Source organism: Streptomyces sp. NPDC016845 (assembly GCF_044332585.1).
In the GTDB taxonomy this organism is placed as follows: domain Bacteria; phylum Actinomycetota; class Actinomycetes; order Streptomycetales; family Streptomycetaceae; genus Streptomyces.
On sequence record NZ_JBIRPI010000011.1, the window covers coordinates 169,713 to 191,889 of the forward strand.

Consider the following 22,177-nt stretch of genomic DNA (forward strand, 5'->3'; position numbering starts at 1 on the left):
TGGAACCCGCGCCGGAGCCGAGCACCGATCCCTCTGCCATCGGGAGGTTCCGTCATGGACCGTATGCGCGTCCTGACCGTCGGTACGGACGGTTCACGCGAGAGCCTGGACGCCGCCGACTGGGCGGCCCGCGAAGCGCTGCGGCGCGGGCTGCCTCTTCGTCTGCTGCACGCCTACAGCGGTGAACGGCTCGCGCCGCCACCGCCCGACGTGGACCTGCCGGGACGCGGCGTGCTCGACCGGATCGCGCTCCAACTCGGCTACGAGTACCCCGCGTTGGAGATAGTCGCGCGCCGCCGGCCCGCGCCACCGGTCGCCGCGCTCCTCGAAGCGGTCACCGAGTCCGAGACGCTCGTCCTCGGCTCGCGCGGCTTCACCGGGTACTCCGGGTTCCTCGTCGGCCCGGTGGCGCTCGCCGTGACGGCGCGCGCGGACCGGCCGGTCGTCCTCGTACGGGCGGGCGGGCTCCCGCGGGACGAGCGGGCGCCGGACGGGGACGGGTACCTGCCGGTGGTCGTCGGCCTGGACGTGACCCAGCCCGCGGACGAGGTGCTCTCGTACGCCTTCGAGGCGGCGGCCCTGCGCGGTACGGAGCTGCACGCGCTGCACGCCTGGACGCTGCCGCCGCTGGGCGCCGGCCCGCCGGGGACGACGACGCCGCCCGGTGACGCGGCGCGCCGCGAGTCGCTGCGCCGCCGGGCGCTCACCAGCGCGTTACAGGTGTGGCGGGCGAAGTATCCGGAGGTGCCCGTGGTGCAGCGGCTCCTCTACGGTCAGCCCGGCCACCATCTGCTGAAGGCGTCGACGGGGGCCGGCCTGACGGTGATCGGGCGCAACGCCGACGTGGCCGAACTGGGCCGCACGGCACACTCGGTGGTGCACCATGTGATGAGTCCGGTGGCCGTGGTCCCGCACACCTGAGCCACGGGGACGCCCGGCCCGCCCGGCCTTTCCCGACCGAGAGGCAGTTCGCGTCCATGACCTCGTTCCGCCCCGCCCCGGCCTGGCTGTCCGACGCCGTCTTCTACCAGATCTACCCGCAGTCGTTCGCGGACTCGAACGGGGACGGGATCGGGGACTTCGGCGGCATCGCCGAGCGGCTCGGCCATCTGTCCTGGCTCGGGGTGAACGCCGTATGGATCAACCCGTGCTTCGTGTCCCCGTTCCGTGACGCGGGCTACGACGTCGCGGACTACCTCGCGCTCGCGCCGCGCTACGGCACCGACGACGATCTGGCCCGCCTGGTGGAGCTGGCCGGGCGGCGCGGGATCCGCGTCCTGCTCGACCTCGTCGCCGGGCACACCTCCGACCGGCACCCGTGGTTCCGGGCGTCCGCGCACGATCCGGACGACCACCGCTACATCTGGAGCGCGGACGGCGTCCCCGACGGTTTCGTGCCCTCGCCCGGGACCCGGCCCGGCGGCTACCTGCCGAACTTCTTCGACTCGCAGCCCGCCCTCAACTTCGGTTACGCGCGCGAGAGCGCGGCCGAGCCGTGGCGCCAGCACGTCGACGCCGAGGGGCCACGCGCCAACCGGGAGGCGCTGCGCACCGTCATGGACCACTGGCTGCGGCTCGGTGTGTCCGGGTTCCGGGTCGACATGGCGGCGTCGCTCGTGAAGGACGACCCGGACAAGCGGGCCACCGCGCGGATCTGGACCGAGCTGCGGCACTGGCTCGACCGGGCCCACCCCGACGCCGTACTGCTCGCCGAGTGGGGCGATCCGCAGGTGTCCGTGCCGGCCGGGTTCCATGCCGACTTCTTCCTCCAGTTCGGCGGCCCGACGGACGGGCTCGCGATGCGCTCGCTGTGGAACAACGGGGCGGGCACGCGGAACGAGACGTGGGCGCCGCTCGACTGCTTCTTCGACGCGTCGGGGCTCGGCTCGCCCCGGCCGTTCGTCGAGGCGTGGCGCGCGGCGGACTCCGCGCTCGGCGACACCGGTTTCGTGTCGCTGCCCACGTCCAACCACGACTTCTCCCGCCTCAACTGCGGCCCGCGCACGGCGGAGCAGCTCCCGGCGGCGTTCGCCTTCCAGCTGACCTGGCCCACCCTCCCCGCGATCTACTACGGCGACGAGATCGGCATGCGGTACGTGCCGGGCCTGCCCGACACCGAGGGGAGTGTCCTCGGGCCGTACTACAACCGGGCGGGTTCCCGTACGCCGATGCAGTGGGACGAGGGCCCCGGCGCGGGGTTCTCGACCGCGCCCGAGGAACGGTTCTACCTGCCGCTCGACCCCGCCCCCGACCGTCCGTCGGTCGCCGCGCAACGGGCCGACGAGGGCTCGCTGCTGCACCTCGTACGCCGCCTCGTCGCCCTGCGTACGTCCACCCCGGCGCTCGGCGCCCGCTCGCCCGTCGAGGTGCTGCACGAGGGGCATCCGTTCGTCCACGTCCGGGGAGGCCGGTTCCTGGTGGTCGTGAATCCGGCCGCCGGCCTGCGGACCTGGGCCGTGTCCGAGCCGGGGCGCCTCGCCGGGGCGCGGCCGGTGGAGGTGTCCGGGGTGCGGATCGCCGCGGACGGCTCGGCCGTCGAGGCGGACGGATTCGGGTACGGCGTCCTGGCTCTGACGACGGACTGAGACATCTCCGCGACGATGACTCCGCACCGTCGCGGGAGTCTTGACCGACGAGGAACTCTTCCCAGGAACGCTCCTTCCGGAGGTGCCCGATCTGCTCCCGTCAGCCCCCCGTGCCCCACCGCCGACCGCCCCGACCACGACGCGCGGGCGCCGGTGGGGCAGTTGTGGCCGGGGCGCGGAGGGCCCCGCTCGCGGCGTGAGGCACCTTCTCGGTCCGTGACCGGATGTCACCATCACGCAAACTGTCCGCAATCTTTTGCGCTAATCTTGCGCACATGACGCGCAGACTTGCTCAGGTGGCGAAGAAGGTCGGAGTCAGTGAGGCCACGGTCAGCCGGGTGCTCAACAACAAACCCGGCGTCTCGGAGGCCACACGACAAGCGGTACTCACCGCACTCGACGTACTCGGCTACGAGCGGCCGACCCAGCTGCGCGGGGAGCGGGCCCGCCTGGTCGGCCTGGTCCTGCCGGAGCTGCAGAATCCGATCTTCCCCGCCTTCGCGGAAGTGATCGGCGGCGCCCTCGCCCAGCAGGGCCTCACGCCGGTCCTGTGCACACAGACCAAGGGCGGCGTCTCCGAGGCGGACTACGTGGAGCTGCTCCTTCAGCAGCAGGTCTCCGGGGTGGTCTTCGCCGGTGGTCTGTTCGCGCAGGCCGACGCCGAGCACGGGCACTACCAGCGCCTCGCGGAGCGCAATGTCCCGGTGGTCCTCGTCAACGCCTCCATCGAGCGGCTCGGCTTCCCGCGCGTGGCCTGTGACGACGTGGTCGCCGTCGAGCAGGCGTGGCGCCATCTGGCCTCGCTCGGCCACGAGCGGATCGGGCTCGTCCTCGGGCCCGAGGACCACATGCCCTCGCGCCGCAAGCTGACCGCGGCCCGCGCGGTCGCCCGCGCCACCGGCGGCAAGCTCCCGGACGACGCGATCGAGCGCGCCATGTTCTCCCTGGAGGGCGGGCACGCGGCGACGACCCGGCTCCTGGAGCGCGGCATCACCGGCATCATCTGCGCCAGCGACCCGCTCGCGCTCGGCGCCGTGCGCGCCGCCCGCCGCGCCGGGCTCTCCGTGCCCCGGGACGTGTCGGTGGTCGGCTACGACGACTCGGCGTTCATGAACTGCACGGAGCCGCCGCTGACGACGGAGCGCCAGCCGATCGAGGCGATGGGCCGCGCCGCGGTCGAGCTCCTCGTGGCGCAGATCCAGGGCGGCACGGTCCCCGTCGGCGAGCTGCTCTTCGAGCCGGAGCTGGTCGTGCGCGGCTCGACAGCGCCCCCGCCCGCCGAATAATCGCGCAACCGAGCGCAACCGACCGCAAGAACCGGACGCCACGGGTCCGCCGTATGACGGCGGGCCCGTGACGCGTACTCCCCCATGACCCCCTCCTGTTAATTTTTTGCGGAGTACGCGCGACATCTTGCGGAGATCCGTCGACGGTGCTTGAGTGTGGCACGCCCCCGGCACGCACCTCCCCGTGCAGCCCAGTGCCGCGGGCCTCCACGTTCCTGCCTGCCTGTACGCACAGGCGGGCTCAGGCCCGAAGGGGACCCAACGATGAGAAGCACCACCTGGTCACGTCCTGTCCGCCGAACGTCAGCGGTCGCCATCGCCACCGCCCTCGCCCTGGGCTCGCTCGCCGCTTGCGGCACCAGCAGCAGCTCCGACGACGGCGGGTCGGGCGGCACCGGGTCGAAGGCCGACATCAGCGCACCGCTCGACCCGAAGACCAAGGTCACGCTGACCATCGACTGTATGCCGCCGAAGAACAAGGCCGCCGAGCTGAAGGAGTGGAAGGAGGACGTCAAGGAGTTCAACAAGAAGTACCCGAACGTCACGATCGACGGTAAGTCGACCGCGGGTCAGTGCGAGGAGCCGGCCCGGTTCACCGCCGCCCTCAAGGCGAAGTCGCAACCGGACGTCTTCTACACGTACTTCACCGACCTCCAGCAGGTCCTCGACAACAACGGCGCCGAGGACATCACGGCATACGTCACCGACAAGACCGTTCCGGCGATCGGCTCGATCGACCCGAACGTGATGAACGCCCTGAAGAAGGACGGCAAGCTCTACGCCCTGCCGACCAGCAACTACACCATGGGCCTGCTCATCAACCGCAAGCTGTTCAAGCAGGCCGGACTCGACCCGAACAAGCCGCCGACCACCTGGGACGAGGTCCGCACCGCCGCGAAGAAGATCGCGGGCCTCGGCAACGGCATCTCCGGATACGGCGAGTACAGCGCGGAGAACACCGGCGGCTGGCACTTCGCCGCGGCCCAGTACAGCCTCGGCGGCTCCATGGTCACCGCCGACGGCAAGAAGGCCGCGTTCAACGACGCGACCGGCAAGCAGGTCGTCCAGCAACTGCACGACATGCGCTGGACCGACGACAGCATGGGCAAGACGCAGCTGCTCAAGTGGGGCGACCTGCAGAAGCAGATCGCGTCCGACAAGCTCGGCATGTTCCTCGCCGCGCCCGACGACGTGACGTACATGGTCCAGCAGCTCGGCGCGGAGTACGAGAACTTCGGCATGGGCCCGATCCCCGGCGGCAAGGCCACGCTGTTCGGCGGCAACGACTACATGATCAAGAAGGGCTCGTCGCCCGACAAGATCAAGGCGGCCATCGCCTGGCTGAACCTCAAGACGCTCACCCCTGCCAAGGGCCAGTTCGACTGGGCGCGCACGAAGGCGGACAAGCTGCCCGTCGGCCTGCCGCAGCCGAACTTCTTCACCGGTGAGACCAAGGAGCAGGACCTCAAGTCCCGTACCGACAACGCCACGATGCCGGTCGAGAACTTCAAGGCGTTCATGGACAACCCGGTGCCCGGCAAGGCCGAGCCGCCGAAGGCGCAGGAGATCTACAAGGTTCTCGACAACGTCATGTCGGGCGTCCTGACCAACGAGGACGCCGATATCGACAAGCTCCTGTCCACCGCCGAACAGCAGGTCAACCAGGTGCTGGCCAACCAGTAAGCCGCCCCGCCAGTACCTGTGATCCGAGGAGTGACCATGTCGGCCCCGACGCTGCCCGCGAAGTCCCCGCAGGCCGCACCGCCTCCCGCCGAGCGCCAGCCCGCCACCCCGAGCGGTTCGCTGGCACGCGCCGTAAGACGCAATCTCACCGCTCACGGCTTCCTGATCGGCGCGGTGCTCTGCTTCTCCTTCTTCTCCTGGTATCCCATGGTCAGGGAGTTCATCCTGGCCTTTCAGAAGACGAAGGACGGCCGCACCACCTGGGCCGGCTGGTCCAACCTCACGTACGTCTTCAACGACCCGGCCTTCGGGCAGGCCTGGCGCAACACCCTCCTCTACACCGCGCTCGCCCTGGTCCTCGGCTTCGCCGTCCCGTTCTTCGTGGCGGTCCTGCTCAACGAGTTCCGGCACGGCCAGGGCTATCTGCGCATGCTCGTCTACCTGCCGGTGATGCTCCCGCCGGTCGCCTCGGTCCTGCTCTTCAAGTACTTCTACGACCCCGGCTACGGCCTGTTCAACCGCGTCCTCGGGATCTTCGGGATCCCCGAACAGCAATGGCTGCAATCGACCGACACCGCGATGCTCTCCGTCGTGATCGCGGCGACGTGGATGAACATGGGCGGCGCCACCCTCATCTACCTGGCCTCGCTCCAGGGCATCCCCGGCGAGCTGTACGAGGCCGCCGAGCTGGACGGCGCGGGCCTGTGGCGCAAGATCTGGCACGTGACGATCCCGCAGACGCGGCTGATCCTCTCGCTGATGTTCCTCATGCAGATCATCGCCACGATGCAGGTCTTCACCGAGCCGTTCCTGCTGACGAACGGGGCAGGCCCGGAAGGGTCCACCACCACCGTCGTCTACCTCATCTACCAGTACGCCTTCAACTTCAACAACTACGGCGGCGCGGCGGCCCTCGGCCTCGTCCTGCTCGTCCTGCTCGCGGCCTTCTCCGCGGTGTACGTCCGCCTCAGCCGTTCGCAGGACGACTGACGCCCAGAGGAGTTGGGATCTCACCGACATGGCTACCGAAACGATGCGCCCCCGCACCCTGATCTCGCCGGCCACCCTCGGCCGGCGCCGCGGAAGGATCATCTACTGGACCGTCTTCGGCGTGACGATGGGCCTGTTCACGCTGGTCTTCCTCGGCCCGCTGTACTGGATGGTCACCGGCGGTCTCAAGACCACCGCCGAGATCGTCCAGTCCCCGCCCACCCTCGTACCGCACAGCTCGCACCCCGAGAACTACAAGGACGCCTGGCAGGTCATGGACCTCGCCAAACTCCTCTTCAACACCCTCTACTACGCGTTCGGCGCGCTCGCCTTCCAGCTCGTCCTGGACGTGGCCGCCGCGTACTCCCTGTCCAAACTGCGGCCCGTCTTCGGCAACGTCGTCCTCGGCATGATGCTGGCGACGCTGATGATCCCCGCGACCGTCCTGGTCGTCCCGCAGTATCTGACCGTGCTCGACGTGCCCGTCTTCGAGCGGAACCTCCTCAACAGCCCGTGGGCGATCTGGCTGCCGTCCGTCACGAACGCGTTCAACATCTTCCTGCTCAAGCGGTTCTTCGACTCGATCCCGCAGGAGCTGCTCGACGCGGCCTCCATCGACGGCGCCTCCTCCGTACGCACCCTGCGCTCCATCGTGCTGCCGATCTCCCGGCCGATCCTCGGCGTCGTCTCCATCTTCGCGGTGGTCGGCGTGTGGAAGGACTTCCTCTGGCCGATGCTGACCCTGCCGGACCCCGCCAAGCAGACCCTGAACGTCGGCATCTACTCGCTCTCCAACGGCGTCCCGCAGAACCAGCTGATCGCCGCGCTCACCATCGCGTCGGTGCCGACGCTGATCCTCTTCCTGCTCTTCCAGCGCAACATCATGGGCGGCCTGACCGCCGGCGGCCTCAAGGGCTGACACCGGCCCGCCCGCACTCTCCACTCTCTGTCGTGTGCCGCCGCGTACCCCCTCATCGGGGCGCGGCGCGCACCGCCCTGCCCGAAAGGACCCCTCGTGGCCGACGACTGGTGGCGTTCCGCAGCCATCTATCAGGTGTACGTCCGCAGCTTCGCCGACGGTGACGGCGACGGGACGGGAGACCTCGCCGGGGTCCGAGCACGCCTGTCCTATCTGGCGGAGCTCGGCGTCGACGCCATCTGGTTCACGCCGTGGTACCGCTCCCCCCTCGCCGACGGCGGCTACGACGTCGCCGACTACCGCGTCATCGACCCGGCGTTCGGCACCCTCGCCGAGGCCGAGAAGCTGATCGCCGAGGCCCGCGACATGGGCATCCGCACCATCGTCGACATCGTCCCGAACCACGTCTCCGACCAGCACCCCTGGTTCCGGGCCGCCCTCGCGGCGGGCCCCGGCAGCCCCGAGCGGGAGCTGTTCCACTTCCGCCCCGGGCGCGGCGAGAACGGCGAACTGCCGCCCAACAACTGGCCCTCGCAGTTCTCCGGCGAGACCTGGACGCGCGTCCCCGACGGCGAGTGGTACCTGCATCTGTTCACCGCCCAGCAGCCCGACCTCAACTGGGCGCACCCCGCCGTGCGCCAGGAGCACGAGGACGTGCTCAGGTTCTGGTTCCAGCGCGGCGCGGCCGGCGTCCGCATCGACTCCGCCGCCCTCCTCGCCAAGGACCCGGCCCTCGCCGACGCCGTCGACGGTGACGAGTCCGGCTACGTGGACCGCGACGACCTCCACGCCGTCTACCGCTCCTGGCGCGCGATCGCCGACGAGTACGACGGTGTCCTGATCGGCGAGCTGTGGGTGCCCGACCCCGAGCGGTTCGCCCGCTACCTGCGCCCCGACGAGCTGCACACGGCCTTCAACTTCGACTTCATGGCCCGGTCCTGGGACGCGGCCGAGCTACGCGCGTCCATCGACAACACCCTCGCCTACCACGCGCCGGTCGGCGCGCCCGCGACCTGGGTCCTGTGCAACCACGACGTGACCCGCACCGTCACCCGCTACGGCCGCGAGGACACCCGCTTCGACTTCGCCGCCAAGCGGTTCGGCACCCCGACGGACCTGGCGCTCGGCCTGCGCCGGGCCCGCGCCGCCGCCCTGCTCTCGCTCGCCCTGCCGGGCTCCGTATACCTGTACCAGGGCGAGGAGCTGGGCCTGCCCGAGGCCGAGGTCCCGCGCGACCGCATCGAGGACCCGATGCACTTCCGCTCCGGCGGGGTCGACCCGGGGCGCGACGGGTGCCGGGTGCCGCTGCCGTGGTCCGCGCACGGGGTGTCGTACGGCTTCGGGAACGCGGGCGAGCCGTGGCTGCCACAGCCCGCGGAGTGGGGCGCGTACTCCGTCGAGAGCCAGGAGGCGGACCCGGCCTCGATGCTGGCGCTGTACCGCGCGGCGCTGCGGCTGCGCGCCGCCGAGCCGGGCTTCGAAGGGCTCGGCCTGACCTGGCTCCCCTCCCCCGAGGGCGTACTGGCGTTCGCCCGCGCCGACGGTGTCGTCTGCGTTGTCAACCTGGGCGCCGCCGAGCCGGTCCAACTTCCGCCGCACAAGCGCCTGTTGCTGTCGAGTGACGCGCTCGACGCCGACGGCCGCCTGCCGGGCGACACGGCGGTGTGGCTCAGCACAGCTCCACGGACAACCCCTCGGGCGACTCCTCAGGCGTAGCCTTCCCTACGCTGTCCGGCCCTTCGCGCATCGGCGCACGGCCGAACGCGTCTACGCCGTTTCCTACGCCTCTCCCGGCCGTCAGTTCGACTGTGGCGTCCGGGAGAGGCGTTCCGGAGGACAAAGACATATGCCAGAAGCACCACCGCATCGTGTATGGCGAAATGCCTTACGAGGCCAGGCGGCCTGTGCCACAGTCGTAGGCAGTCCTCCCGTCCGCCGTGGCCTTCGGCGCCTGTATCGGAGTTCGTCATGTCTCCCCATGTCTTCGCGGACCGCCCCACCGGCCAGCCGCCGGAGCGTGGCACGGTCGACGCGCTGATCTCGCAGACACGCCGGCTCCTCGGTGACGTCGACGCGGTGCGCCGGGAGACACCGGGCCCCTTCGACGGCGAGGCGGACGCCGAGCTCCGGTGGCAGCGCGCCCTGTACGAGCTCGCGGTGCACCAACTGAGCGACCTGGACCGGCATTTAGCACAACTGCGCGAAGGCCCCGCGCCCCGCCCCGCCGCCGCCGAACAACGGCACAGCTCCCTGGTCAGCCGGGTCGGCAGCGCCGAGTGGAACCTGCTCACCGACGAGGTGACCTGGTCCGACGAGCTCTACCGCATCCTCGGCCGCGACCGGCTCGCCCCCGCCCTGACCCTCGACGAGCTGCCGGCTCTCGTGCACCGCGACGACCAGCCGAGACTGACCGCGATGGTCACGGACTGCCTCATCGACGGCAAGTCGATCGACGGGGAGTTCCGCGTCGTACGCCCGGACGGTTCCGCGCGCACGGTGCACATGATGGGCGAGCCCGTGCTCGACGCCGACGGCTCGACCGCCTCGATGTGGGCGGTCGTGCGCGACGTCAGCGAACTGCGCCGCAGCCAGCGCGCGGTGAGCGAGACCCGTGACTCGCTCCAGCGCCAGCGGCACATCGCGCAGACCGAGCACCGGCTCGCGGTCGAGCTGCAGGAAGCCGTGCTGCCGCCGTGGCGTGGCTCCCTGCGGCTCCCGCACGGCCTCGACGTGGCCGCCCGCTACCTCCCCTCCCCCGTCGGCGGCCTCATCGGCGGCAACTGGTACGACGTACTCGAACTCCCCGACGAGCAAGCGCTGTTGACCGTAGGCGACCTCTCCGGACACGGCGTCGCCGCCGCCTCGGGCATGGCGATGCTGCTCGGCACGGTCCGCGGCATGGCGGTCTGCGCCGCCGCCCCGGACGAGGTGCTCGCCCGGCTGAACCACCTCCTCCTCGCTTCCCCGGGCCCCTCCCTGGCCAGCGCCCTGTGCTGCCGGTACGACCCGGCGGCCCGCACACTGGCGTGGGCGCAGGCGGGACATCCCGCCCCGCTGCTCTTCCGCGACGGGTCGGGGCGTGCGCTCACGCCACCCGAAGGCGCGCTCCTCGGAGCGGCCTCCGGCGCCCGCTACGGACCCGCGCGCGAGACACTGCGCGCCGGTGACGTCCTGCTCCTGCACACCGCCGGGCTCGTGCCCCGGCACAACGGCGACATCGCGGCGCAGCGACTGCTCGCGCTCGCGCCCGAACTGGCCACGGCCCCCAGCGCACAGGAGTGCGTGGGCCTGATCGTGGACGAGCTGGGCACGGGTGAGCGCGAGGACGACGCCTGTGTACTGGTCGCCAGGATCGGCCCCTGAACCTTCCCCGTACGGGGTTCGAGGTCAGGCCCGGGCGCGCTTCACCGACGGCCTCGGCAGAGCCAGTTTGATCTCCGTACGCAGCTCCTCGATCTTCGGGTAGCCCGCGAACTGACCGGTGAGCCGGTACATCTCGCGCAGCCGGTCCCAGGTGCGGTGGGACGAGTTCGACCCCATCGACGACAGGGCGAGGCGGGCGTACCGGTCCGCCTGTTCGGGGTCGTCGGCGATGAAGCAGGCCGACGCCAGGGACAGGTGGTCGAAGATCTTCGAGCGGTCGCGGCCGCCCGCGCGGAGCGCGAGCGCCTCCTTGGCGTGGCGCTGCGCGATGATCGCGGCGCCCGGTTCGTGCTCGGCGAGGGTGCGGTAGGCGAGGGCCTGCATACCGTGCAGGTCCGCCTCGTCGAACATCTGCATCCAGCTCGGCGGCGCCACGTCACCCCGGTCGGAGACGAAGAGGTCCTCCGCCTCGCCGAGGGTGCGGCGCATGGCCTGGCCCTTGCCGAGCGACGCCTGCGCCCATGCCTCGATGGTGTACAGCATGGCCTTGGTGCGGGGCAGCACCTCGTCGCCCGAGCCGGACTTGGCGAGCTTCATCAGGTCGAGCGCCTCGTCGGGGGCGCCCAGGTGGATCTTCTGGCGGGCGGCCCGGGAGAGGGCCTCGCCCGCTCTCGGCCGGTCGCCGCCCTCGCGCGCGGCGTGCGCGGCGATGACGAAGTACTTCTGGGCCGTGGGTTCGAGGCCGACGTCGTGGGACATCCAGCCCGCGAGGACGGCGAGGTTGGCGGCGACGCCCCACAGGCGCCGCTGCAGATGGACAGGGTGTCGGTAGGAGAGCATCCCGCCGACCTCGTTGAGCTGGCCGACGACCGCCTTGCGCTGCAACCCGCCGCCGCGGGAAGCGTCCCAGGCCCGGAACACCTCGACCGAGCGCTCCAGCTCCTCGATCTCCTGCGACCCGATGGGGGCGGCCTCGTAGCGGTCGAACCCAGCGGGGTCGGCATGCAGGGGGTCGTGGGAGGTAGGGGCGTCGGCCGCGAGGACCGGGTCGGTGTGCAGCCAGTCGTGCATGGCGCTGCTGAGTGCGGATCCTGCGGCGAGCGCGGCACCCGCGCCCACCAAGCCGCGTCGGTTGAGCATGAGGTCCATTCCCGTGAATTCGGTGAGGACCGCAGCTGTCCGCTCGGGCGCCCACGGCACTCCGTCGGGCCCCTGTTGCTCCGGGCCCTGCCGTCTTCCTGCGCGCCCGCGTCGGACGAGACCGAGATCCTCGATGGTCACGACACGGCCGAGTCGCTCGGTGAACAGCGCCGCCAGCACCCGCGGTACCGGATCGCGCGGGATCTCTCCCATGTCGATCCAACGCCGCACCCGCGAGGTGTCCGTCGCCAGCTGGGGGTGGCCCATGGCCGCCGCCTGCCGGTTGACGAGCCGCGCGAGTTCGCCCTTGGACCAGCCGGCCAGGCCGAACAGGTCGCTCAGGCGGGTGTTGGGTTGTCCGTTCACGTGAGCCCCCAGGTTCTCGGCTGCAATCGACAGTAGCCCTCTGTCAGTTGCTGAGCGACTATTCGCCAGGGTTCGCCAGGGTGCGCCAGCTGTCGGGCTCCTGCCCGTCGGGTGTCAGGTAGGAATGCGCCACCCCGACCCGGTCGACGCAGGGGCATTCCCCAGGGTGTACCGGTCGGCCGGGCCGGGGCAGCGCACGCAACTCGTCGGCACGCGAAGGGATCTGTCTCGCCCATGTACGCAGCATCGTCCTCCGTGTCCGCCCCGCCCCGGTCGCCCCGCCCCCTCCGTCCGGTGGTGCCCGGCAGCGGCCCGTACCTCGACCCCTCGCGGCCCGCGGGCCCGGCGCTCGGTGGCGTCGGACGCCCGCGTCGCGCCTCGGGGATCGGCACACCACCGCTCAGCGGGAGACTCGACTTGTCCGGCCCCCAGGGCGCCCAGTTGCGCACGGCGATCGCCACGGTGCACCGGATCTGCCCGGAGTTCCATCCGGTCCAGGTGCTGCGGCGCAGCCCGCGCTCCGTACTGCTCGTCGGAACGACCGGGCGCAGCACCGCCGTAGCCAAGTGTTTACTGGACCACTCCCCTGCGTGGACCGCGCGGGTCGGGCACGAAATAGCGGCATACCGCTCGTTCGTCCGACACCGGCCGCCGGTGCGGGTCCCGCGTCTCATCGCGGCGGACCCGGACAACGGCACGCTGGTGATCGAGCGGATGCCCGGCCGGGTGGCGGCCCTGCAGCGCCACCCGGCCGAGGCTCCGCCGCGGGCGGACGTGCGTGCCGCGCTCGGCGCGATCTGCCGGCTCAACCAGTGGCGGCCTCCGGCGGGCACGTTCGACGCGCCGCTGGACTACGCGGAGCGGATCAACAAGTTCCACGATCTGGGTCTGCTGACCGACCGTGACATGGGTGATCTGCAGAAGCTGCTGCACGGCATCGCCCACACGGCGGGCCGCGGCGGCATGGGCCAGTTCTGTCACGGCGACGCCCTGCTCTCCAACGTGCTGCTCTCGCCCGCGGGACCGGTGCTCGTGGACTGGGAGCACGCGGGGTGGTACCTGCCGGGGTACGACCTGGCGACGCTGTGGGCGGTCCTCGGCGACGCCCCGGTGGCGCGCCGGCAGATCAGCCAGCTCGCGCAGTCCGGCGGCCCGGCCTCGCGCGACGCGTTCCTGGTCAATCTGATGCTCATCCTGACCCGGGAGATCCGTACCTACGAGACGGCCGCGCAGCGTTCGCTGCGCGAGCAGACCCCGGCGGCACCGGGACCGGCCCACCCCGGTGCTGCGCCGTCCGGCGAGGAGCAGCGGTTGTTGCTGCGCCGCCTGCACGACGACTGCAACATGGCCCGCAAGGCGGTCCGTGCGGCGGTCGGCACTCGCTGACGGGGACGTGGTTCCGCGGCGCGCCGAAGAGGGTGGCGCACCGCGGATCCTCGTCGTCCGAGAACCGGGTGCGGACCGGTCCAACTCCCGCCGCCTGTACGTGCATTGGTCTACTCCGGTGACGCGTCGCAGGCGGCGTTCTGTCGCCCCTGGGATGATTGACTGATCGGTGGCGAGCCGATACCACTGGTGCGACCACCAGCGCCCCAGGAGGCCCCGTTGCACCGGTCCATCCGTTCCATCCCCGGCAGGCGTCCCCGTACGGGGGTGCGGGCGGCGGGCACGCTCGCCACAGCGGCTCTGCTTCTTCCGCTGCTCGGGGCGGCGCCGCCCGGGGCGGCGGAGGACGGTTCACCGACCGGGCTGCAGGGGGCGTTCGCCGCCGCGGCGGCCGAGTACCGGGTGCCGCAGAGCGTGCTGCTCGGCGTCTCGTACCTGCAGTCGCGGTGGGACGCGCACGACGGCGCGCCGAGCGTGACCGGCGGCTACGGCCCCATGCACCTGACCGACGCGCGCACGGCGATCGCCGGAACCGTGGCGCACGACCACGCGGAGGGCGACGCGCGCGGCGACGACTCGCGCGACCCGCTGCGGGCCTCCCGGGCCGTGCCGCTCGACAACCAACTCCCCCTCCGTCTGAAGACGCTGCCGCGCGCGGCGGACCTCACGGGCATCCCCGCCGAGCGGCTGCGCAGCGACCCGGCGGCCAACGTGCGCGGTGGCGCCGCGCTGCTCGCCGCCGCGCAGAAACGCCTCGGCAAGCCGCTCAGTGACACGCCGGCCGACTGGTACGGCGCGGTCGCGGCGTTCTCCGGCGCCGACGACAAGGCGACCGCGGCGACGTACGCCAATGATGTGTTCGCGGTGATCCGTGACGGCGAGCGGCGCACGACGGACGACGGTCAGAAGGTGGCGCTCGCCGCCGATCCGGCCGCGAAGCCGCAGGCGGCGCAGTTGGAGTCGATGGGCCTGCGCCGCACGGACGCCTCGGAGACCGAGTGCCCGAGGACGGTGTCGTGCGAGTGGATCCCGGCGCCGTACGAGGAGTTCGGCGACGGCGACTACGGCAACCACGACCTGGCGGACCGCCCCCACGACCAGAGCATCGACTACATCGTCATCCATGACACGGAGGCGACGTGGGAGCAGACGCTCAAGCTGGTCCAGGACCCGACCTATCTCGCCTGGCACTACTCGCTGCGCTCGACCGACGGGCACATCGTGCAGTCCATCAAGGCCAAGGACGTCGGCTGGCACGCGGGCAACTGGTACGTGAACGCCAAGTCGATCGGCCTGGAGCACGAAGGTTTCCTCGCGCAGCCCGACTCCTGGTACACGGAGGAGATGTACCGTTCGTCGGCTCGCCTCGTGCGCTACCTCTCGAAGAAGTACGACATCCCGCTGGACCGGCAGCACATCCTCGGCCATGACACGGTGCCGGGCCCGACGGCGTCGACCATCCCGTCGATGCACACCGACCCGGGACCGTACTGGGACTGGGCGCACTACTTCGCGCTGATGGGCAAGCCGTTCCACCCGTCGGCGGGGCCGCGCGGCGGGGCCGTCACCATCCGGCCCGACTTCGCGTCGAACCGGCCGGAGTTCACCGGCTGCGCGAAAGCGGGCGAGCCGTGCGCGCCGCACGGATCGAGCGCGGTGCGCGTGTACACGGCGCCGAGCGAGGACGCGCCGCTCGTCAAGGACATCGGTCTGCGGCCGGGCGGCCAGGACTCGACGATCGACGTGAACGACATGGCGTCGCGGGTGTCGACGGGCCAGCAGTACGCGGTCGCGGAGCGCAAGGGCGACTGGACGGCGATCTGGTACCTCGGCCAGAAGGCGTGGTTCAAGAACCCGCGCAAGCAGCCGACGGCGGTCGACGCCCGGGAGTCCGTGGTCACGCCGAAGGCGGGCGCGACCGAGATCCCGGTGTACGGGCGGGCGTATCCGGAGGCGTCCGCGTACCCGGCGGGGATGACGCCGCAGGCGGTCTCACCGCTGCCGTACAAGCTCCTCGCCGGGCAGCGTTATGTGATCGGCGGGCGGACGACCGGTGAGTACTTCTACTCCCCGACGTTCGACACGTCGACGCACAAGGTGGTCAAGGGCGAGGACGTGTACTACGAGATCCAGTTCGCGCACCGGGTCGCCTATGTGCGGGCGGCGGACGTCCAGGTGGTGTCGTCGAAGGTGCGGTGACGGCCTCGGCCGCCGGATGAAGGGGCCCGGATCCGCGCGGGAGCGGATCCGGGCTCTTGATTCTTTCGAGGCGTCTTTTCGAGGCGTCTTTCGGCAGTGCCGTTCAGGCCTGCTGGAACAGCTCCGCGGGCAGCGGCTTGAGCAGCGCGTACAGGTCGTCGGTGATCGGACGGTCCCAGGACGCGATGGTCACGAGCACATTGTCGCTGCGGTCGAACTGGACGCAGGAGATGCGCGTCTCGGAGAGCTTCAGGCGCCGCACGATCAGCAGGTTGTCGCCCTGCATCACCGGGACGTCCTCGACGCCGGTGACCGTGACCTCCTCCTCGTTCTCCAGCGCGATGAGGAGCTGGGCGACCTCGAAGGGGATCTCGCCCTCGGCGGTGTCCCGGGCCGGGGAGCCCTCGGGGAGATTGCCGATGATCATCGCGGGGCCGCGGCCGCCGAACAGGTCGTAGCGCAGGAACACGCCCTGGCAGCTGCCGTCGGGGGCGGGCAGCAGGCCCGCGCCGAGATTGCCCGGCCAGTCGCCCGGATCCATGGCCAGGACGTCGAAGTCGGGGCCCGCGGGGGTCGCTGCGCGGCGGCGGAGGAAGGACATGCCGTCCATCGTACGTCGCTCGGGGCGTGGTGCCCGCCTCGGGGTTTGGCGACCGAATTATCGGTTCCCGGCTGCGGCGTCGGGTGGTCAGGGCTGCGACATCAGGTGCTCAGGGCTGCGGCGTCAGGTGTTCCCGGCTGCGGCGTCAGGTGCTCACAGCCACCGCGTCAGGCGCTCAGGGCGGCGGCGTCACGTGCCGAGCGCTGCCGCGTCACATGCTCAGAGCCACCGCGTCACGTGCCGAGCGCTGCCGCGTCACATGCTCACGGCCACCGCGTCACGTGCTGAGCGCTGCCGCTTCACATACTCACGGCCACCGCGTCACGTACCGAGCGCTGCCGCGAGGCCCGTCTGGTCGGTGCCGATCTTGCGGTAGACGGCCGACAGGAGGCGGACCACCGTCTGCTCGTCGAGGTGCAGCTCGGCGGCGGTCTCGGCGGGGCAGAGGCCGCGTGCGGCGCAGCCCGCCGCCGCGCGCTCCCTGGCGGTCAGCGCGTCCGTGGCCGGGCTGCGCAGGGGCCGGGGCCGCAGCCCCGCCGCGGCGAGTTCGTCGCGGGCGCGTTCGGCGAGGCCGTCGGCGCCGCAGGTGGCCGCGGCCTCCAGGCCCCGGTAGAGCTGGTCGGCGGCATCGGCGGAACGGCCCGCTCGGCGCTGCTCGGCGCCGAGGGCCACGAGCGAGCAGGCCAGTTCGTAGCCGGCCGGTGAGCGTTCGAGATGGGCGACGGACTCCTCCAGGAGCTTGCCGCGCGCGGCACCGGTGGAGACCTCGGCGGCGGCGCGCAGGGCCTGCCCGATCGCGGACGGCGCGCCGAAGTGGCGGGCGCGTTCGACCGCGTCGTGGGCGGTGGCGAGGGCGCGGGCCGGGGCGTCGTGCGCCTCGGCGCGGGCGAGGTGGAGCTGCCAGGGGCACCAGGCGGGGTTGCGCATGCCGCGCGGGTCGAGCCGGCGCCCGGCGGCGGCCAGCTCCATGGCGGCGTCCTTGGTGCGGCCGAGGGCGAGGAGGAGCTCCCCGTAGACGGTCTGTGCGTCGGGGAAGACGACGGCGGCGGGGAACGGCTGTCCGAAGGAGTACGTCTCCGCGACCGTCCGGGCCTCCTGGACCCGGCCGCGCGCGAGCAGCACCTCGATGAGGGTGCCGACGGCGTACCAGTGGGCGGGGGTGCCGGGTCCGACGCGCTCGGCGAGGCGCAGGCCCGCGCGCGCGAAGTCGTCGGCCTCGGCGAGCCGCCCGCGCCGGTGGCGGACGTAGCCGAGCAGGGTGTACGCGAAGGAGAGGTGGCCGCCGCGCCAGCCCGCGTGCTCGAAGTCGGCGATGCCCTCGACGAAGAGTTCCTCGGTGCGTCCTGGCCGGTCGGCGTAGAGGAAGGACAGGGCGACGAGGACGGGGACCTCGAAGCCGCGGTCGTCCTCGGCGGCCCAGCGCAGTCCGCCCGCCAGGGCGCGTTCGGCGTGCCGGACGACGGTGGCGGCGGGTTCGCCGCGCAGGGTGGCGTCCCAGGTGCGCAGGCCGATGATGTAGCGCTCGGTGAGGTCGCGGCCGGTGAGCCGGTCGGCGAGTCTGGCGAGGCGGCGGGAGCGGGCCGGGGAGTCGGGTTCGTCGGCGCGGAAGGCGTCCCACATGAACTGGTCGGCCTGGAGCCGCAGCCGGACGCGGGGATCGGTGGTGTGCCGGGTTTCCCGGGCGAGGATCTCCGACGCCTCGGCGAGCCGGTCGCTGTGGGCCAGGACCTGGGAGAGCCGGTAGACGATGCCCTGGCGCAGGGCCGGGTCGGAGATCGGCTCCTCCAGGGCGGCGCGCAGGTGGTTGACGGTGGTGGCGGGTTCGGTGAGCAGGGAGGCGCTGCCGAGTTCGTAGAGGACGACGGCGCGGTCCTCGAAGGGCGGGGGTTCACGCAGGGCGCGGGCCAGGTAGCGGCGGGCGGCGTCGGGGGCGCCCGCGCGGACGGTCTCGCGGGCGGCCGAGCGGAGCTCCTTGACGACCCAGCCGTCGCCGTCCGGGTGGGTCTCCAGGAGGTGGCGGGCTGCGGCGGCCGGGCCCAGTCCGGCGTCGACCAGGGTCCAGGCGGCCTGCCCGTGCAGGGCGACGCGGATGCCGCTGGGGATGGCGCGGTAGACGGCGGTGGCGATCAGCGGGTGGACGAACTCCAGGGTGTCCACGCCGGTGAGGATGCGCGCGGTGCGCAGCCGGTCGGCGGCGTCCGTGGCCTCCTCGGCGCCGAGCCCGGCGACGCCCGCGGCCAGTTCGGGGCCTATCTCGGTGCCGAGGACGGCGCAGGCCCAGGCGAAGCGGACGGTGGAGGTGCCGAGGCGTTCGAGCCGTGCGATGAGTCCGCTGCCCTTGACGGCGGCGGCGAGGTCGCGCAGCAGGTGCGCCGCGTTCTCGGTCGGGGCGAGGCCCCGGTCGTGCACCTTCGCGGTGAGTTCGACGGCGACGAAGGGGTTTCCCGCGGTGACGGCCCAGCACTCCCGGCAGAACGCGTCGTCGGCGTGTGCCCCGACGGACTCGCGGACCATGTGGGCGATGGCGGGCGCGCTGAGCGGTTCGAGGCCGAGGGGGCGGCGGCCCGCGCGGTCCGGGAGACCGCGCAACGCCTCGGCGTGGTCGGGCAGTTCCTCGGGCCGGTAGGCGACGACGAGCAGCAGCGGCAGCTCCTCGGCGCGCGGCGCGAACGCGGCGAGCCAGCTCAGCGACTCCGGGTCGGCCCAGTGGGCGTCGTCCAGGACGAGGACCATGGGGGCGCGGTCCACGGCGAGGTGGGTGAGCACCCAGTCGAGGCCGTCGCGCAGGCCCTGCGGGTCGGGCGGCGCCCCGTCGGCGGCGGCGCACAGACCGAGGGCGGGGCCGACGATGGCGTACCAGCTGCCGAGCCGTGAGCGCAGTTCCGCCTCGGGGACCCCGGCGAGCTGGGGCTGCACGAGCTGGCGCGCGACGTAGAAGGCGACGCCCTGTTCCTGGTCGCCGCCGCGCGCGTACAAAACGGTGCAGCCCTTCGCCGCGGCGCGCCTGCGGACCTCGGCAAGGAGGGAGGTCTTGCCGAGACCCGCGGGCGCGGCGACGGCGAGCAGCGCGCCGTGCGGCCGCTCGGGCGGTTCGACGCCGGCGGGGCGGAGCCCGGCCAGTTCGTCGAGCGCCTCGTCGACGACGGCAAGCTCGCTCTCACGTTCGAGCAGGGGCCGTCTGCCCCGGCCGCCGCGCTGCTGCACCATGCCCTCAGCGTACGCCGAACCATCCTTGTCGGAGCCTCATGTGCCGTTCTGTGCAGGGGAGTTGGAGGCCGTGTTGTGGCGCTCGTGATGGCGGGCGACACGGGCCCTGTTCCCGCAGGACGGCTTGCACCACTCCTGGCGCGGATGCTCCTTGAGGAAGTACCGCACGCAGCGGGGCGCGTGGCAGGCGCGCAGCCGCTCCCGGTCGGCGCTCGCGAGGAAGGCGAGCGCGGCGCGGGCGAGCGCGGCGGCGAGGAGGTCGGTGCCGGACGCCTCGGCGGTGCGGACCACGTCCCGTACGGACGGGGCGGCGCCGTCACCGTCCGGCCAGCTCAGGACGGGGGCGGTGGTCACGCGCGCGGCCGCCGCGTTCAGCCGGGCCACGGCCTCGGTGACGGGCAGCAGCCGCTTCGCGTCGGCGGGGCTCGGCTCTCCCGGCCGCACAGCGCGCGCGAACAGGGCGCGCACGGCGGCCCGCATCGCGCGGACCTCGCCCAGGCTCGCCTCGTCACCGGTGAACTCCGCGTCCAGCGGCAGCGCGGAGGCGTGGTCCCGTACCCAGGCGGTGAGGCCCTCGGGCGCGAGGAGGTCGTCGGCGACGCCACCATGGCCGTCATGGCGGACGGTGAGGGCGAGGTCGAGGACGAGCCGGGTGCTGTCGGGCCCCGCCGGGCTGAGATCGGGCATGCGCTTAATGATAGGTTCCGCGTCAACCATTAGGCACTATGGAGCACTGTCAGGCGCTGGAGGGGGCTCATGAACGGTGACGGCACGCTCTCGTACTGGCGGGCGGGGCTGGACTCCGTACCGGACGAGGTGTGGCGCCACCCGGAGCTGACGACCCTGCTCCTGCCCGACAACCACCTCACCCACCTCCCTGACCGCATCGGCACGCTGACCGCGCTCCACACCCTGGACCTCGGCCACAACCGGCTGACCTCGGTGCCCGCCGCGCTCGGCGATCTCACCGCCCTGACCCGGTTCCTCTACCTGCACGACAACGACCTGACGGAGCTGCCCGCCGGCATCGGCGCCCTGGACCGGCTCGCGTACCTGAACGTCGGCGAGAACCGGCTGCCCGCGCTGCCGGACACGCTGGGCGCGATGACCGCCCTCGTGGAACTGCGCGCGCAGCACAACCGCCTGACAGCACTCCCCGACAGCATCGGCCGCCTCACCGCGCTACGGGAACTGTGGCTGCGCGGCAACGAGCTGGCGGCTCTCCCCTCCTCCGTCCGCGGCCTGCGCGAACTGCGGGAGCTCGAACTGCGCGAGAACGCCTTCGACACCGTGCCGGAGGCGGTACGCGGTCTGCCGCTGCTGCGCAAGCTGGACCTGCGCGGCAACCGGCTGCGGGAGCTGCCGGGCTGGATCACCGAGCTGGCCGCCCTTGAGAAGCTCGACCTGCGCTGGAACGACGTGAGCGTCACGCCCGGCCTGCTCGACGAGCTGACCGGGCGCGGATGTGTCGTGCTGCGCTGAGCCGCCGCTCAGCGCAGCTCTCGCTCCTCCTCGGTGAGTGCGGGGCCCGGGGGCACGATCGCGACCGGGCTCGCCGCGTGCAGGAGCACCGCCTGGGTGACCGAGCCCAGGATGGGGGCGGGGCGGGTGAAGCGGCGGCGGTGGCGGCCGACCACGACGAGATCGGCGTCGCGCGAGTTGGCGACGAGGTGGCCCGCCGCGTCGCCGGGCGCCACGTAGAGGTCGACCTCGACGTCGGGGTGGGACTTGCGCCGCTCCGTGACGGCGGCCTCGGCCAGGCGCAGCGTCTCCTGCTCGGCGGCCTCCTGGTCGACGGTGGTCGGCGCGAAGTCGCCGAACGCGGACCAGGCGAGCACCGGCCAGGGATAGGCGGCGACGACCTGCAGCCGGGCACCGCCGCGCGCGGCGTGCTCGAAGGCGAAGCCGAGCACGGTCTCGTCCGGGTCGGCGGCTTCGTCGGGCTGCAGGCCCACGACGACGCGCGGCCCCGGCGGCACCGGCGTGTCGCCGTGCACCGCGCGGCCCGGGGGCGGCACGACGACGACGGGGCAGTGCGCGTCGCGCGCGGCGGCCACCCCGTTCGAGCCGAGCAGCAGGCTCGCGAAGCCGCCGCGCCCGCGCGAGCCGAGCACCAGGAGCTGGGCCTCCGCGCTCATCTCGGGCAGCACGGCGGCGGGCAGCCCGTCGCGGCTGATGAACTCCAGGGGCGGCAGCCCCTCGCGCGCCTCCAGAGCCTTCCGTACGTCCCCGATGACGCGGTCGTCGGCGGGCTCGTCGGGCCCGGCGACGAGCACGTCGGCCTGGAGGCGGGGCGCGTACTGCCGCACATGCACGATGCGCAGCTCGACGCCGCGCCGGGCCGCGTCGGCGAGCGCCCACTCCAGGGCGCGCTTGCTGTCGTCGGACCCGTCGACCGCGGCGACGACGGGCAGGGGATGCGGCGTACTCATGACTACTTCGCCTCCGACAC

General features: G+C 72.2%; 16 protein-coding genes. 11 read left to right on the forward strand and 5 right to left on the reverse strand.

Annotated features, from left to right (window positions below; all coding sequences use genetic code 11):
• The first annotated feature begins 54 nt into the window (after positions 1–54).
• The 8 genes from ACH4RC_RS25545 (at position 55) to ACH4RC_RS25580 (ending at position 10,826) form a co-directional block, all read left to right on the forward strand.
• Positions 55–921: a universal stress protein gene (locus ACH4RC_RS25545; protein ID WP_398205064.1), complete on the forward strand. Its 867-nt coding sequence runs from the start codon at positions 55–57 to the stop codon at positions 919–921.
• A gap of 56 nt (positions 922–977) precedes the next feature.
• Entirely contained in the window at positions 978–2,585 is a 1,608-nt protein-coding gene (locus ACH4RC_RS25550) for an alpha-amylase family glycosyl hydrolase (RefSeq protein WP_398205066.1), read from the forward strand.
• Between the two features lie 275 nt (positions 2,586–2,860).
• A complete protein-coding gene (locus ACH4RC_RS25555; protein WP_398205069.1) occupies positions 2,861–3,871 on the forward strand; it encodes a LacI family DNA-binding transcriptional regulator in 1,011 nt (336 codons plus the stop codon).
• Between the two features lie 264 nt (positions 3,872–4,135).
• Entirely contained in the window at positions 4,136–5,554 is a 1,419-nt protein-coding gene (locus ACH4RC_RS25560; protein WP_398205072.1) for an extracellular solute-binding protein, read from the forward strand.
• Positions 5,555–5,590: 36 nt separating this feature from the next.
• Positions 5,591–6,544 (forward strand): carbohydrate ABC transporter permease, encoded by a 954-nt coding sequence (locus ACH4RC_RS25565; RefSeq protein WP_398205073.1) that lies wholly within the window; start codon positions 5,591–5,593, stop codon positions 6,542–6,544.
• 43 nt (positions 6,545–6,587) lie between these two features.
• Entirely contained in the window at positions 6,588–7,463 is an 876-nt protein-coding gene (locus ACH4RC_RS25570) for a carbohydrate ABC transporter permease (protein WP_398205176.1), read from the forward strand.
• 96 nt (positions 7,464–7,559) lie between these two features.
• Complete coding sequence (locus tag ACH4RC_RS25575) at positions 7,560–9,179, forward strand: glycoside hydrolase family 13 protein (protein ID WP_398205075.1); 1,620 nt, start codon at positions 7,560–7,562, stop codon at positions 9,177–9,179.
• Positions 9,180–9,431: 252 nt separating this feature from the next.
• Positions 9,432–10,826, forward strand: coding sequence for a PP2C family protein-serine/threonine phosphatase (locus tag ACH4RC_RS25580; RefSeq protein WP_398205077.1), 1,395 nt, complete (start codon positions 9,432–9,434; stop codon positions 10,824–10,826).
• Between the two features lie 24 nt (positions 10,827–10,850).
• On the opposite strand, the gene ACH4RC_RS25585 is transcribed toward ACH4RC_RS25580, so the two are convergent.
• Positions 10,851–12,332, reverse strand: coding sequence for a hypothetical protein (locus ACH4RC_RS25585; RefSeq protein WP_398205078.1), 1,482 nt, complete (start codon positions 12,330–12,332; stop codon positions 10,851–10,853).
• 234 nt (positions 12,333–12,566) lie between these two features.
• On the opposite strand from ACH4RC_RS25585, the gene ACH4RC_RS25590 reads away from it, so the two are divergent.
• Positions 12,567–13,718, forward strand: a complete 1,152-nt coding sequence (locus tag ACH4RC_RS25590; RefSeq protein WP_398205080.1) for an aminoglycoside phosphotransferase family protein — start codon at positions 12,567–12,569, stop codon at positions 13,716–13,718.
• A gap of 219 nt (positions 13,719–13,937) precedes the next feature.
• Positions 13,938–15,917 carry an N-acetylmuramoyl-L-alanine amidase gene (locus tag ACH4RC_RS25595; RefSeq protein WP_398205082.1) on the forward strand — a complete coding sequence of 660 codons (1,980 nt, stop codon included), beginning with the start codon at positions 13,938–13,940 and terminating at the stop codon, positions 15,915–15,917.
• A 103-nt stretch (positions 15,918–16,020) separates the two neighbouring features.
• Here the strand turns inward: ACH4RC_RS25595 and ACH4RC_RS25600 are convergent, their stop codons facing one another.
• The 3 genes from ACH4RC_RS25600 to ACH4RC_RS25610 form a co-directional block, all read right to left on the reverse strand.
• The gene (locus ACH4RC_RS25600) at positions 16,021–16,518 is read right to left on the reverse strand and encodes a hypothetical protein (RefSeq protein ID WP_361061644.1); all 498 of its coding nucleotides are present in this window, start codon (positions 16,516–16,518) and stop codon (positions 16,021–16,023) included.
• Between the two features lie 321 nt (positions 16,519–16,839).
• Positions 16,840–19,725: an ATP-binding protein gene (locus ACH4RC_RS25605; RefSeq protein ID WP_398205085.1), complete on the reverse strand. Its 2,886-nt coding sequence runs from the start codon at positions 19,723–19,725 to the stop codon at positions 16,840–16,842.
• 36 nt (positions 19,726–19,761) lie between these two features.
• Positions 19,762–20,412 carry a CGNR zinc finger domain-containing protein gene (locus tag ACH4RC_RS25610; RefSeq protein ID WP_398205088.1) on the reverse strand — a complete coding sequence of 217 codons (651 nt, stop codon included), beginning with the start codon at positions 20,410–20,412 and terminating at the stop codon, positions 19,762–19,764.
• Positions 20,413–20,481: 69 nt separating this feature from the next.
• On the opposite strand from ACH4RC_RS25610, the gene ACH4RC_RS25615 reads away from it, so the two are divergent.
• The gene (locus ACH4RC_RS25615) at positions 20,482–21,207 is read left to right on the forward strand and encodes a leucine-rich repeat domain-containing protein (protein ID WP_398205091.1); all 726 of its coding nucleotides are present in this window, start codon (positions 20,482–20,484) and stop codon (positions 21,205–21,207) included.
• 8 nt (positions 21,208–21,215) lie between these two features.
• On the opposite strand, the gene ACH4RC_RS25620 is transcribed toward ACH4RC_RS25615, so the two are convergent.
• Complete coding sequence (locus ACH4RC_RS25620; RefSeq protein WP_398205094.1) at positions 21,216–22,157, reverse strand: universal stress protein; 942 nt, start codon at positions 22,155–22,157, stop codon at positions 21,216–21,218.
• Positions 22,158–22,177 lie beyond the last annotated feature (20 nt).

Bases quoted from the DNA above. Each gene is read 5' to 3' on its own strand.
- ACH4RC_RS25610 (WP_398205088.1), bottom strand. From the start codon at position 20,412: ATGCCCGATCTCAGCCCGGCGGGGCCCGACAGCACCCGGCTCGTCCTC.
- ACH4RC_RS25605 (WP_398205085.1), bottom strand. From the start codon at position 19,725: ATGGTGCAGCAGCGCGGCGGCCGGGGCAGACGGCCCCTGCTCGAACGT.
- ACH4RC_RS25600 (WP_361061644.1), bottom strand. From the start codon at position 16,518: ATGTCCTTCCTCCGCCGCCGCGCAGCGACCCCCGCGGGCCCCGACTTC.
- ACH4RC_RS25570 (WP_398205176.1), top strand. From the start codon at position 6,588: ATGCGCCCCCGCACCCTGATCTCGCCGGCCACCCTCGGCCGGCGCCGC.
- ACH4RC_RS25615 (WP_398205091.1), top strand. From the start codon at position 20,482: ATGAACGGTGACGGCACGCTCTCGTACTGGCGGGCGGGGCTGGACTCC.
- ACH4RC_RS25620 (WP_398205094.1), bottom strand. From the start codon at position 22,157: ATGAGTACGCCGCATCCCCTGCCCGTCGTCGCCGCGGTCGACGGGTCC.
- ACH4RC_RS25545 (WP_398205064.1), top strand. From the start codon at position 55: ATGGACCGTATGCGCGTCCTGACCGTCGGTACGGACGGTTCACGCGAG.
- ACH4RC_RS25580 (WP_398205077.1), top strand. From the start codon at position 9,432: ATGTCTCCCCATGTCTTCGCGGACCGCCCCACCGGCCAGCCGCCGGAG.
- ACH4RC_RS25590 (WP_398205080.1), top strand. From the start codon at position 12,567: ATGTACGCAGCATCGTCCTCCGTGTCCGCCCCGCCCCGGTCGCCCCGC.
- ACH4RC_RS25555 (WP_398205069.1), top strand. From the start codon at position 2,861: ATGACGCGCAGACTTGCTCAGGTGGCGAAGAAGGTCGGAGTCAGTGAG.
- ACH4RC_RS25550 (WP_398205066.1), top strand. From the start codon at position 978: ATGACCTCGTTCCGCCCCGCCCCGGCCTGGCTGTCCGACGCCGTCTTC.
- ACH4RC_RS25565 (WP_398205073.1), top strand. From the start codon at position 5,591: ATGTCGGCCCCGACGCTGCCCGCGAAGTCCCCGCAGGCCGCACCGCCT.
- ACH4RC_RS25560 (WP_398205072.1), top strand. From the start codon at position 4,136: ATGAGAAGCACCACCTGGTCACGTCCTGTCCGCCGAACGTCAGCGGTC.